This window comes from Fructobacillus cardui (assembly GCF_963580785.1).
Taxonomy (GTDB): domain Bacteria; phylum Bacillota; class Bacilli; order Lactobacillales; family Lactobacillaceae; genus Fructobacillus; species Fructobacillus cardui.
The window spans coordinates 110231-122477 of sequence record NZ_CAUZLS010000002.1; the positions used below are offsets into that span (position 1 = coordinate 110231).

At 43.3% G+C, this 12247-nt stretch carries 11 protein-coding genes, 1 tRNA gene and 1 other annotated feature (1 of these 13 only partly in view); of the genes, 8 read left to right on the forward strand and 4 right to left on the reverse strand.

Annotation, left to right across the window (positions count from 1 at the left end):
• Positions 1 to 17 precede the first annotated feature (17 nt).
• From asp1 to asp3, 3 genes are all read left to right on the forward strand, one after another.
• Entirely contained in the window at positions 18 to 1451 is a 1434-nt protein-coding gene (gene asp1 / locus AABI20_RS02715; protein WP_053068896.1) for an accessory Sec system glycosyltransferase Asp1, read from the forward strand.
• A 109-nt stretch (positions 1452 to 1560) separates the two neighbouring features.
• Positions 1561 to 3099, forward strand: coding sequence for an accessory Sec system protein Asp2 (gene asp2 / locus AABI20_RS02720; protein ID WP_047974371.1), 1539 nt, complete (start codon positions 1561 to 1563; stop codon positions 3097 to 3099).
• Positions 3099 to 4877 carry an accessory Sec system protein Asp3 gene (gene asp3 / locus AABI20_RS02725; RefSeq protein ID WP_338346709.1) on the forward strand — a complete coding sequence of 593 codons (1779 nt, stop codon included), beginning with the start codon at positions 3099 to 3101 and terminating at the stop codon, positions 4875 to 4877. The genes asp2 and asp3 overlap by 1 nt, the downstream gene beginning before the upstream one ends.
• Positions 4878 to 4965: 88 nt before the next feature.
• On the opposite strand, the gene AABI20_RS02730 is transcribed toward asp3, so the two are convergent.
• Both AABI20_RS02730 and AABI20_RS02735 read right to left on the reverse strand, forming a co-directional pair.
• Complete coding sequence (locus AABI20_RS02730; protein WP_047974372.1) at positions 4966 to 5616, reverse strand: NAD(P)-dependent oxidoreductase; 651 nt, start codon at positions 5614 to 5616, stop codon at positions 4966 to 4968.
• Between the two features lie 223 nt (positions 5617 to 5839).
• A complete protein-coding gene (locus AABI20_RS02735; RefSeq protein WP_047974373.1) occupies positions 5840 to 6640 on the reverse strand; it encodes a sulfite exporter TauE/SafE family protein in 801 nt (266 codons plus the stop codon).
• 71 nt (positions 6641 to 6711) lie between these two features.
• On the opposite strand from AABI20_RS02735, the gene AABI20_RS02740 reads away from it, so the two are divergent.
• Positions 6712 to 6897, forward strand: coding sequence for a hypothetical protein (locus AABI20_RS02740; protein WP_248661258.1), 186 nt, complete (start codon positions 6712 to 6714; stop codon positions 6895 to 6897).
• A 366-nt stretch (positions 6898 to 7263) separates the two neighbouring features.
• Here the strand turns inward: AABI20_RS02740 and AABI20_RS02745 are convergent.
• Positions 7264 to 7347: transfer RNA gene (locus AABI20_RS02745), tRNA-Leu, on the reverse strand.
• Between the two features lie 268 nt (positions 7348 to 7615).
• Between AABI20_RS02745 and serC the strand changes: the two genes are divergently transcribed.
• From serC to AABI20_RS02765, 4 genes are all read left to right on the forward strand, one after another.
• On the forward strand, positions 7616 to 8707 hold the full coding sequence (serC, locus tag AABI20_RS02750; RefSeq protein WP_338346711.1) for a 3-phosphoserine/phosphohydroxythreonine transaminase: 1092 nt from the start codon (positions 7616 to 7618) through the stop codon (positions 8705 to 8707).
• Positions 8701 to 9876, forward strand: a complete 1176-nt coding sequence (locus tag AABI20_RS02755; RefSeq protein ID WP_338346769.1) for a 3-phosphoglycerate dehydrogenase family protein — start codon at positions 8701 to 8703, stop codon at positions 9874 to 9876. Before serC ends, AABI20_RS02755 begins: the two co-directional genes overlap by 7 nt.
• 16 nt (positions 9877 to 9892) lie before the next feature.
• On the forward strand, positions 9893 to 10381 hold the full coding sequence (locus AABI20_RS02760; RefSeq protein ID WP_288846380.1) for a phosphatidylglycerophosphatase A family protein: 489 nt from the start codon (positions 9893 to 9895) through the stop codon (positions 10379 to 10381).
• Positions 10382 to 10456: 75 nt separating this feature from the next.
• Positions 10457 to 11182 carry a YebC/PmpR family DNA-binding transcriptional regulator gene (locus AABI20_RS02765; protein ID WP_059393201.1) on the forward strand — a complete coding sequence of 242 codons (726 nt, stop codon included), beginning with the start codon at positions 10457 to 10459 and terminating at the stop codon, positions 11180 to 11182.
• Positions 11183 to 11310: 128 nt separating this feature from the next.
• Here the strand turns inward: AABI20_RS02765 and AABI20_RS02770 are convergent, their stop codons facing one another.
• On the reverse strand, positions 11311 to 11772 hold the full coding sequence (locus AABI20_RS02770; RefSeq protein ID WP_338346712.1) for a flavodoxin domain-containing protein: 462 nt from the start codon (positions 11770 to 11772) through the stop codon (positions 11311 to 11313).
• 304 nt (positions 11773 to 12076) lie between these two features.
• Positions 12077 to 12247, forward strand: a binding site (T-box leader) (it continues 43 nt past the right edge of the window).

The following is a 12247-nucleotide window of genomic DNA, read 5'->3' on the forward strand; positions in this document are numbered from 1 at the left end:
GATAAAGGAGAGAAGCCTTGAACATATCCTTATTGCCAACCTGGCAAGAAAATTCGAACTCAAAAAACGAGGTTGATAGTAGTCTGGCTTTGACCAAGCTCTTTTTGCGTGCCGAAGACCAGGTGACGGTTATTTTTGCCAATTACTTGCCACGATTGAGGACCTGGCTTGGTCAGGCTCAGATTGAAGCCATTCAGTATTGGTCTGCTTATGACGAGTTGCAGCAAGTGACACAAAAGGATCGTCAGCCACTTGATTTAACTGATTTTACTTGGCCAAAGAATGCTGAATTTGTTCGTATGTACGATCGAATTGTGGTCTTGGTTGATTTAGCCCACTACGCGACAATTTATTTTACTTATCCCAAAGCAGATTTGATTGATCGAATTGATTTGCTTCAAAACGGTCAAGTGGCGCAACAACTCACGATTGATGATCGGGGTTTTGTTTCGCGAGTATTGACTTACCAAGAGGAATCATTGAAGACGATTGACTATCTTAGTCAAAGCGGCGCGGTGGTTGCAACTGAAAACTGTCAGACTGGTCAGGTCCAGGCGCTGTTACCGGATGGTTCTGAGCAAACTTTTGCTGAGATGGGCGCCCTGATTGAACACCTGGTGGTTTTACATATTCAATTGCTTTCAGATCAAACACTTTTGGTAGAACCTTCGGTAGAAAACCTGGCAATTGCCCAGCAAATTCAAGAAGATAAGCGAGTCCTAGTCTTGGACTATCCCTTTTATGGGGCTGAAATTAGTCAGGAATTACGTCCAAATGATCTTTTATCTTTCCAGACTATAACGGGGCAAGTGCCACTTTCATCAGCTTTCAACCTAGCCCACCAACCAATTGTACTAGGTCCTTTTGCAGTTGATTTGGCGACTAAGAATGCTGTACCGAAAAAGCACTTTGTTTGCTACTGGCGCTTGGGTTCGCTTTCAGTTGATTATGCCAACCATATCTTTACCACACTTTTCGACTTAGCAATTGAGCATGAAGATTTAGTAATTATTGTTGAAAATGACATGTGGCAAGTTGGCTTTCAGCAATTGTTAACCGAAAAATTAGGTCAATTGGCGCAGAGCCAAACGTTGCCTTTCGAACGATTAGAGACATTACCTGCCCAGTTTGTTCTACTTGATTGGCAGGCGCCTAAAAAGCGGCAGGAGTATCTGCAAACCGCATCGGCTGTTATTGATTTGGCCGATGAGGTCGATTTGTCACTTCAGGCGCAAGCTTTGGCGCACGGCCTGCCTTCTCTGACTAAAACCCAAACGGCTTACCAGGCATCAGAGACGAAGCATATTCAAAGTGTAAGCGATATTGTTACTAGTTTGAATTGGCTCTTTGATCAGCAAAATTGGCAGGGAGTTCAGGATTCCTTGATAAAGGTTCAATCGGACTATGCTAGTGACGCTTTGGCTGCTAAGTGGCGGCTTGAGTTACGCTGATTTTAAATAAAAAGTTATCTGTCAGAAGGTAATTGAGTTGAACGGGACTAGCTTGGTTGAATCGATGAAGGTCAACTAAGTATTGAATAACTTTTGAAGGAGGATCGCGATGGCCCAGATGTCAATTTTACAAATTGGAGAAATAGATTGGACTGAACAGGTTCAAAACGAAAATTTGGACTGGCATTATACTGCTAGCTGGGACTTGCCTTTCTTGTTGGCTCGGCAACAAGATCCCAGTTTTTTAGCTTATACATATGTTTTGTTGACCGATTCCGTGATTGATTCGACTGTTTTGGCACGTCAAATCAGGGAGTGGCCAGCTTATCGAGTTATTTATTTGGGAAATGCCGTTGGTTTCAATTGGGAGTTGAAGCAGGCTTTAGATGATCGTGGTGCTTTTTACTTTCATGAAAAAAAGCCAGAAGAGGTGGCTAATCGAATTTTTCGCGATTTGTATTTGGGACAAGCAGGTTTTCCAACTCGTTTCTCTGAAACGCAATTTTTGCCGGTCAAAAATTATTGCTGGCAGCTTAAACGGTCGGGCCGATTTTCAACCGCGATTAGCGGCGATTTTGGCGATGATTACCAGCAAATTGGAACGCTTAAAACTTTTCCGGGTGACTATCAGCCAGGGCAAGAGAATCTTGTTTACTGTGATTATGAACAAACTGGGGATGCTGAATTAGCGTTGTGCTTTGTTTTTTATCACAATGGTAATTTACAGCAATTACAGATGATTCAAGGGCCTGCAATGCAGCGGTTGACGGCGATTAAAGCGCCGGCCTCGTATCAGGACTATCAAATTCTTGTGCTTGCGAAGGGTAAAGGGTCCTTGGACCTGCATAATGTGCACCAACGGCGGTCTCGCCACGGGCTAGGATATTTTTTACCAGGTGGAAGGCGTGATATGACGGAGGATGGGCAAGAAGTCCTTTCTTACTTTAACCCAGGTACTAAAAAGGGTCCCCTTGTTGTTCTCTTTGTCGGCACTCGTCTGTATGTTGAGGGATTTGAGATGATGGGACCTTTGTCTGATTTAGGCTACCCATACTTGCTCTTTACGGATTCCAGAACACAAGGCGGAGCCTTTATGGTCGGTAATGAAGAATACGAGGATTTAGTTACGGAAAAAATCAGGAGTGCTCAAGAAACGGCCCGAGTAACGGCCGATGAACTGATTTTGACCGGATACTCAATGGGTTCTTACGCTGCGATGTATTATGCTGGTAAGGTTGCTGCTGACCACCTAGTGTTGGCTAAGCCAATTATCAATTTGGGGACCTTCACCGCCCGGGGGGACTTTGCTCATAGTGGCGTTAACCATGATTGGATTTTAGATGTTCGCTATTTGTTAACCGGCCGGCTTGATCAATCTGATACCAAACGTTTAGATCAAAAATTGTGGCATTCGTTGAATCAATTGACTTGGCGCAATGGCGAGGTTTCACTCTTTACGATGACTCAAGACGAATATGATGGTGAATCATTACCAAAGTTATTGGATTACTTCCGCCATAACAATGTCACTGTTAATCGCCAGCAAATGCCTGGCCATCATGAGGACCAGGTAGATGCCATGGTCGAATTTTTGAAAAAAGAAATTAGCCGACAGGCCAAAGCAATTAAACAGGAGGGCTGGCGTTAATGCAATATCAAATCTATTGGCAACCACAGACAGTCCTCCATGAGTTACAGGGTGCAATTGTTGACTTCATTAAGGAAAATGAGGTTCATTATACGAATCATTTTTTACCTTCTGGTCAGGTTATTGCTTCATGGACGGATGCAGCAAATTACTATCGAGATAAGTCTGTTTCTGATTTACCCCGATTGAAGCCAGGTAGTACTTATCGGACAACTCGTCGAGTCCAAAATTCCAAGCGAATGCACGCATATTTGAGTTGGACATTTTTTGATGAAAAAGATCAAATTATTAGCAGTCAGTATCAAAACAGTAATTTTTTGGATTTAAAGGTGCCAAGAGTTTATGACCATTATCGGTTAGATTTGATGTCAGCTGGAACGGGTGACTTTACTTTCTATGAGGTCACGATGGCTGAAAAAGTTGATGGCTGGCTCATGGACCAGGACCAACAGATAACCGAATACCTCGGGGCGTATTTGGATATGCCAAATCAGCTGGCTAGTAAAACCCTTCGAGTAATCTTGGCGGAACCGGAATTTCACCAAACAAGTTATCCAATTCAAGCAGTGAAAAAATCACCACAGGCGGTCTTATACCTTGCCACGGATTTGCTTCATTGCCAAAATTTTTATGATGAAGAAGTCTTGAAAGTAATCAGACAAGCCAAAAAAGAAGTCCGTGCTAAGGACGTTGAATTTGTTGGTTATGGTTTGGTTTCTTCCATGGTGGCATTGCAATACCGCCAGGCCGTGAAGGGGGCGAAGGCAATTGTTGCCAATCCTGACCAGCTTATTTTGCCATCAGGAATCGACCGTTATTCAACTGATTTAGCTGCTTTTTTGTCTTCTTTACCAGAAAAAATTGAGGGATTAATGAGTGCCGATGATAGCTTATTGGTTCATTACTCTTTGGCGGACAATGCTAGTCCCATTCAGGTTATCCGCCCTCGGATAGAACTGCTGCAACAATTATCTTATCCTGAATGGCCAGAAAGTCGGCAGGAAAAGCTTGAACGGATTCGAGCAGAGCGTGAGGCTGAAAAGCAGCTTAAAAAAGACGGGCAGAATCAAAAAAGTCAAATTCAGAGTAGTAAGGTCAATAGTGATTCGTTAATTAACGAGAAGCAAGATAGTGATTCAGATATTCAGCAAAATGAAGAGAGCATCGCTGCTGAAAAGAGTCTGTTAGCAACTGGTACCAATCAAGGGGTTGCGCCTGACCAACCTTTGCCACCATTAGGGCCGGTTTTGGTGCCTAGAGATTTAGCGCCATTGACAGAAGGTAGTCAAGAATCTGCATTATCCCAGTTAGGAATTTTGGTGAATCAAAGCCAGGTAGTTGACCAGCCATCAGAGTCACCAGATGGTTTGCCATTAATCGATTCGACTCAGGAAAAAACGGTCCAGGAGGATCAAGGTGAAACTGAGCAAGCAGAACAAAATGATTCAAAAGAGCCTGTGGGGTCAGAACCAAAGGATGTAAAAGAGTCAGTGAAGGCAGATCAACCTGATGAAGGAGAGCCTTTGGAGTCAGAAACGGATGCAGAAGAGCGATTAAGGTTAGAACATGATGAGATGAGTCATGAACAAAAGAGTGCTTTAGATGCCGAGGAAATACCGCAAGAAGAGCAATTAGCAGCTGAATCAAGTCAGGTAGCAGAAAATGAAACAGATTCTGTAACGAGAAAAGTAGAGGAAACACGAGAACAACGAATTGCAAAGTCTGAAGCCAAACGTCAAAAACAGCTTTTAGGCTTTTTCACTAGAAATCGAACTTAATCGATACGATAGCCACTAACATGTTTTGTAGGCTGAAAAGGCCCCGAAATTTTAAAATTTCGGGGCCTTTTTGTTAGTAAATTATTGATTAGTGGTTCGCAACGGTAAAGCGTTGGTTAGGGTGCTTTGGTTCGTGGTATTCGGCCACTAAGACGTTGGCAAGTGTATCACTTGTCACGACTGATTTTCCTTCATTGTTGGTCAAAAGATCATCTTGCCCGATTAATGGCTCTGGATCGGCAGGGCCAGCAATGAACTCCATGGATGGTGAAATACCAAACCAAGAAACATTATCAACATTTTTCAAAAAGTCGAGTTCAAGAACCTGGTTGGCTGGACCGCTGACCCATGCCTCTGATCCTGGAATTTTCTTTAAATCGTCAAGCAAGAGGTGGCGGTCAGCTCCGGTATGAAGTGAAGCGGCGCCCAGAATAAAGGCCAGGCGTGGCTTTTCTTGTTCACGGACGAGGTGAACAAGGTGGGCAGCCAAATCAATCTGCAAGAAAGCCTTGGTTGGAGCCGAGAAAGAATCGACAACAACGTCAAATGCTGCAAGGTCGTCCTTTGTTAAGTCAAAGGCGTCTTTTTGCAATGTGCTAATGGCTGGAAACTCCTTTTTCAAATCAGCAAGCTTTTCGGTTGACCGACCGTTGGCAGTAACCTCATCGCCAGCAGCCAATGCTGCCTTAACGGTTGCTGAACCCGCCATCCCTGTTGCGCCAATAATTAATACTTTCATGAAAACTCCTTCCGATGCTGAACGTTTGTTGGTCATTTTGACCTGAGTGATTGATTATCCTGATTGTATTTTTAAAAGATACAACACTGATATTATATCATACAACCTAAATTCATTATAGGTCTAATAGCTGATTTCACCAATGGAGCTGGTGGATTTTGATGACAGAAAAAAGAGCTGACCAATAGTTGGTTAGCTCTTTTGGAGGCTGTTGATTTAATTTTTAGAAGTAAGCCTTCACGAAGAGGTCGACGGCCAACAAAACTGCTAAAATACTGACAATGATTTTTAATGTCTTATCTGGGATAATGCGGACGATTTTTGGACCAATATAGCCACCGATGAAGAGGCCGATTCCCATTGGAATGGCCATTTCCCAGTAAATGTGAGAAGAAAAGGCGTAAATCAGGGTGGCAATCAAGTTTGATGCACCAAGAGAAACGTTCTTGACCGCATTGTAGGAGGAGAAGTTCATCGTGGTTGTGGCGGAAAGGATGGCCAAAAGCATCACACCACCGGCTGCACCGAAGTAACCACAGTACATTCCAACCAACAAGATGGCGATGGAAATCACCGTCTTATAGACTGGTGAATGGGCATCGTTTTCCATTGATTCATCGCGAGTCAGATTGAGTGGGTTTGACTTTGACTTATTGATTTGTGAGAAAAGGAGTAAGCCAGCAAGCAAGACAAAGAAGGGAACAATCTTAGAAAAATAGGAAGCTGGTTGTGATAAAAGCAACCAGGCACCGACAATCGATCCAAGAATTGTTAATGGAAAAATTTTAATCAATTCTTTTTTATGGCTGGTTAATTCCTTTTTGGAAGAAAACATCGAACCGAAACCAGTCATCACGAGGGCAGCGGTGTTCGTGACATCAGCGAAAACTGGTGGAATACCGACTGCTAAGAGTGCGGGATAAGAAACAAGGGATGCCAGCCCGGCAGTGGTACTGACGATTCCAGCTAAGATTCCCATCGGGAGAAGGAAAAGGAAGGCTTGTAAATAATGATCTGTTATCATAAAAAAGAAGAACTCCTTTGAAATATTTTTATTTTTTTGTAAAATAACAAAATTAATAATTAGGTGGAAAAATGTTAGAAAAACTAACAAGAATAACAGTTATGAGTATAGAAGTTTCCCGACAGAAAAGCAATTCTGGCGGCAAAGTGTTTTTCTTTTTAAATAGAAATCACGGTTTTGTGATTTTTTCGCCCTTGTTTGTCGGTTGGGTTTCAGTGGATAAGGAGAAGATAAGGGGAAATGAGGGAAAAATTTAAAATAGTAGTTAGTCGGTGATTGCCTATTTAAAAAAGCCAATATTTAATGATAGAAGTAGGTATTGATGTTGCTATTTGCAAAAATCTTTCAGAATTTCAAAATAGAAATGTCAGTCGGAGTTTTAATTAAGAAATTTTTTATTTAGGTGGCATACTATTTTGAAGTCAAATAACTATACCAATCTGACGCAAAACTGCCACACGAACTCGATTGCCGCAAAAGTGTCACAAAATGACCAAAGTATTGATAAAAACGTCAAAAACACGTCTGAAAAAATTAGTTTTAAGCGCAACGAAAAAGCCCGATAGATCGCATTTAAACGATGATATCGGACTTTTTATACGTTTGTTAAATTATGCTTAGAATGCCGATGACAGGAATCGAACCTGCACGGTGAAATCACCATACCGACCTGAACGGTACGCGTCTGCCAGTTCCGCCACATCGGCAACAAACAAGTAAAATTATACCTTGGATAAGCCCTAATTACAAGTCTTGACTTTAATTAAAATTTTCTTAAAATGGATACTAATCGAGTAGAAGTAGGCCCGCAGGTATTGGGACTTACCAACGATTGATGGACTACAATCAGCCGCTGGCGTCTGAACTTTTAAGTTTACTGTGTGTCTTTCAGTTTTTTTATTTTGACCGTATTGGGCACGGGGCGCTAGAGGGCACCTTGTGCTTTTTTTGTTGGTGAAGAAGGAGGAAAAAACGTTGAGTAGCTATAATTTTTCGGCTGGGCCTGGGGTCCTGCCGAGCTCGGTGATTAAGCAGATTCGAGAGGACTTGGAAAAGGAAGAAAATTCACACTACAGTATCTTAGAGATTTCTCATCGTAGTGCCAAGTTTGATGAAATTATTCACCATGCAGAAGACCGTCTGCGTCAGTTGATGGACATTCCAGATGATTACGCTGTTCTCTTTATTCAAGGTGGGGGATCCTTGCAATTTGAGATGTTGCCCCTTAACTTGGCAAATCAGAAGAATAAGATTGCGGTCTTAGATTCCGGTAACTTTGCCAATAAGGCAGCCAAAGCGGCTCAGGCAGTCGGCAAAGAGGCAACCATTGTTGCGAGTTCAAAGCAAGACCGTTACCGCTATTTGCCAGAGTTACCAGCTGATTTTGATGCAGTAGATTATGACTACCTCCACATTACCACTAACAATACGATTGAAGGCAGCACCTACCACCAGGATAATTTGCCCAAGACAACGGGACACTTGGTGGCGGATATGTCTTCCAATATCTTAGCCGAACCCTATAATGTGTCTGATTTTTCAGCCATCTTTGCTGGGGCCCAAAAGAACCTGGGACCTGCCGGCGTCACGCTAGCCATCGTGAAAAAGGATTGGCTCGCCGAGCAAAAAATTGAAGGCGTTGGCCCGATGATGCGTTACCAGTCATACATCGACAAGGATTCGATGTACAATACGCCACCTGTCTTCAGTATTTATGCCCTCAGTCTTGTTCTGGATTGGGTTTTCGAACAGGGTGGTGTCAAGCAACTTTACCTAAATAACCAAAAGAAGGCCAAGCGCCTTTATGATTATTTAGATCAGTCTGATTTTTACCAAGTGCCTGTTTCCGGTGAAGGACGGTCGTTAACGAATGTGGTCTTCACGACTGGAGACAGCGACTTGGACAAGAAAATCAGTTTGCAGGCTGATCAAGAAGGGCTGCACAACCTGGCAGGTCACCGTTCGGTCGGTGGCTTCCGGGCATCCCTTTATAATGCACAGCCAATAGCTGCAGTCGAGGCGTTGATTACATTTTTGGAGAAGGCGGAGAAGGAACACAAATCATGAACATTAAAACGTATAACGCGATTAGTCACACCGGTTTGGACTATTTGAAGGACCGTGGTTACGAGATTAACGGTGATCAGGACCCCGATGGTATTTTGTTACGCTCACAAGACTTACACAAGGAGCCAATTCCTACGTCAGTGAAAGCCGTTGTTCGTGCCGGGGCCGGCTTTAATAATATTCCGGTGGCTGATTTGTCCAAGCGAGGAATTCCGGTCTTTAATACTCCCGGTGGCAATGCCAATGCGGTTAAGGAATTGACGGTTGCCGCATTGATTATGGCGGCCCGACCAATCGTGGGTGCGATTAACTTTTCTAACCAAGTTCGCGGTGGCGATGTTTCGCTGCGTACGGAGGCAAATAAGGGTGGCTACCGTGGTACGGAGTTGTATGAAAAGACGCTTGGTGTGATTGGCCTTGGAAACGTTGGTTCTAAGGTTGCTAACATCGCCTTGGCTTTTGGCATGAAGGTGATTGGTTACGATCCAGGTCTGAATGCTAATACTGCCTGGCGTGTTGACCGGCACATTACGCATGCCAAAAGTGTCGATGAAGTCTTACAACAGTCTGATTTTGTCACGGTCCACATTCCTTATACGAAAGAAAACCACCACTTTATCGATGCCGACAAGCTGGCAGAAATGAAACCAAATGTGGCTTTGATTAATTTCTCCCGTGGTGGCATTGTCGATGATGAAGCCGCAGTGAAGGCATTGAATGCCGATAAGCTGCGGATGTTTATTACTGATTTTAGTAGTGAAGTTTTGTTTGATAACGACAAGGTGATCATCACGCCACACATTGGTGGATCAACGGTTGAAGCGGAGGATACTTCTGCTTTGATGGCGGCCAAGCAATTAGACGACTATTTGACCAGTGGAAATATCGTGAATTCCGTCAATTACCCAGATATCAACGAACCATTTACGACCAAGTACCGGTTGGGCGTGTTGCACAATAACGTGCCAAATATGATTGGACAAATTACGAAGGTCGTTGGGGAACTGGACTTAAACATTGAAGAATTATCAAACCGAGCAGTTGGCGACTATGCCTATACCCTTTTGGCGCTAAATCAGTTACCATTAGGACAAGAGGACAATATTGTCGATAACCTAGCAGCCATTGAAAACGTTTTGAACGTTGAATTGTATCAGAACCAGGATTGAAGGGGAGAATTAAAAAATGACAGAAGCACTCCAACAAGCAGCCATCGATAAATTGATTGCCCGTGGCGTGACGTTGCAGGACGTCTTTGAAGGAACAGAAGCCTTTTTGATTGAAAAGTTTCATGATGAAGTCGATGGGGAAGCCCTCGACAAGGCGATTAACCGCGTGTTGCACAAGGATGAAGTCGCCGACATCATTTTGACGGCCATCTTCTTGGATGAACAAGCTGTTTTGATGCCCGACTCAGAGCCATTGAAGGCTCGGTTGAAGCGCGATGCCAATGGCCACAATGTGGATGAAATTTTAGCAATTGGGATTACCCAACAATTCTCAGCTGCGGCAACGGTTCATTATGGACGTTTGGATGATGAAAAGCCTGGTTTGATTGGTGAAATCAATGATCGAACCGACACTGTTAACGTTTATTTGGACGATATCTTGGCGGCCCTGATTTCATCTGCTGCGATGACTTACCTAGAAGTCCTTGGCGGAAACGACTACTAATCGAATTTTCCCTGGTTAATTAATGCAATTTTTGTTACAATAAATTGTATTTTAATTTTTTAAGGAGAAGACACAATGTCAGGACATAGTAAATGGCATAACATTCAAGGTCGTAAAAACGCCCAAGATGCTAAGCGTGGAAAAATTTTCCAAAAGCTTGCGCACGACTTATATGTTGCAGCAAAGGCTGGCGGTGCTGATCCAGAAATGAACGCTTCATTGCGTTTGGTTGTTGACAAGGCCAAGGCAGCTAACATGCCCAAGGATAACATCCAACGAGCTTTGGACAAGGCCTCAGGTGCCGGTGGCGCCAAGTTCGAAGAAGTAACTTACGAAGGTTATGGAACAGCTGGAGTGGCCGTTTTGGTTGAAGCTTCAACTGATAACATTAACCGTACGGTTTCTTCTGTTCGTAACTCATTCAAGCACTTCGGTGGCTCATTGGGAACTTCTGGTTCAGTTGCTTTCCAATTCGACCGCAAGGGTTACTTGGTCATTGACCGGTCAGAAAACCCTGATTTGGATGAAGACACGATTTTGGAAGCAGCATTGGAAGCAGGCGCTGAAGATGTGCAGACTTCTGATGAAGCATTTGAAATTTACACAGAACCAAGCGATTTTCAGGCTGTTGAAGCTGCTTTGACAGAAGCTGGTTACGAATTCGCTGATGCTGAAGTTTCAATGATTGCTCAAAACCCAATGGCGATTTCTGATGAAGATCGCGAAAAGTTGGATAGTTTGGTCGACGAATTGGAAGAAAACGAAGACGTTTTGGCTGTTTATACAACTGCTGAAGACTAATTTGACTTTCAAAGCCAATTAAAAAGGCAAGCCAGCTAAGGCTTGTCTTTTTTCTTGACCTAATAGTAGAGTAGTGTAGTGTTCGTTAATTTTAAATCGTTGCTAACTCTTTGAGCGCTGGTCATTACTTATTTTTGCACCTGGGCTAATGCGGTCTGAACTAGGGCCGCTAATTTCTCGCGATCCTGGTCACCAGGATAGAGGTTAATTCGGGTGAGTTCACCGGCACGCTTGGCACCGGTCTTTTGAAATTGTTCGTCAAAGGAGTCAAGCGCTAAGCAATAAAGGTCACCGTAGAAAGTGTCACCAGAGCCGGCTAAAGCATAGGTGAAATCAGGTAAGGCCACGTCAGCGAGGTCGTCAAAATAGTCGAGACCTTCATCGGGGAGTGAACCCTCATCGTAAGTGTAGGGGACAACAAAACCAAGATCAAAGTCTTGTAATTCTTCTGGCTCAGTTTGGGAGATTTCGCTTTTTTTAACGGAAACCCCTTGGTTCTCTAATTCTTCAACTAAAATATCGGCAACGGCTTCGTTGTTACCGGTGATTGTGGCAAAAACGACTTGGGCTGTGAGATTTGCTGCAGACATTGTCTGCCTCCTTTGGGTATGAGATTTAGTATCATTATACAAAATTTACTGGGGCTCTGTTTGAACAAAAGAATAACAAAGCTGATTTAAAAGACTGGTAATTTTAAAATCCTTGTCTTATAATAGTCACAAATACGAGGAGGACGTTTGATATGGCATTGAATAAAGACCAAGTTGCAGCCTTGCAAAACGTTTATGATAACGGCATTTTAGACCACGATGACAAAGCTCGCCAAGCACTGGCCCAGGTTTTGGCTGACGCGAAATAATTGATATTTTTTTTTGGTCGTGTTATATTTAATCATAGAAATTGCTGATGAGGATAACTTGGGTTAGCAAGTCCTGATAGAGAGCTTACGGTTGGTGGAAGTAAGCAGGGCCCTAATTTTTTGACTACCTCTGAATGGCTAACGAGTAGGAATTGAAAGTTAGCCCGGGTGACACCGTTAGCTGTCTCAAAGACCCAGGTATTGAT

Bases quoted from the DNA above. Each gene is read 5' to 3' on its own strand.
- asp2 (WP_047974371.1), top strand. From the start codon at position 1,561: ATGGCCCAGATGTCAATTTTACAAATTGGAGAAATAGATTGGACTGAA.
- asp3 (WP_338346709.1), top strand. From the start codon at position 3,099: ATGCAATATCAAATCTATTGGCAACCACAGACAGTCCTCCATGAGTTA.
- AABI20_RS02730 (WP_047974372.1), bottom strand. From the start codon at position 5,616: ATGAAAGTATTAATTATTGGCGCAACAGGGATGGCGGGTTCAGCAACC.
- AABI20_RS02735 (WP_047974373.1), bottom strand. From the start codon at position 6,640: ATGATAACAGATCATTATTTACAAGCCTTCCTTTTCCTTCTCCCGATG.
- AABI20_RS02740 (WP_248661258.1), top strand. From the start codon at position 6,712: ATGTTAGAAAAACTAACAAGAATAACAGTTATGAGTATAGAAGTTTCC.
- AABI20_RS02760 (WP_288846380.1), top strand. From the start codon at position 9,893: ATGACAGAAGCACTCCAACAAGCAGCCATCGATAAATTGATTGCCCGT.
- AABI20_RS02765 (WP_059393201.1), top strand. From the start codon at position 10,457: ATGTCAGGACATAGTAAATGGCATAACATTCAAGGTCGTAAAAACGCC.
- AABI20_RS02770 (WP_338346712.1), bottom strand. From the start codon at position 11,772: ATGTCTGCAGCAAATCTCACAGCCCAAGTCGTTTTTGCCACAATCACC.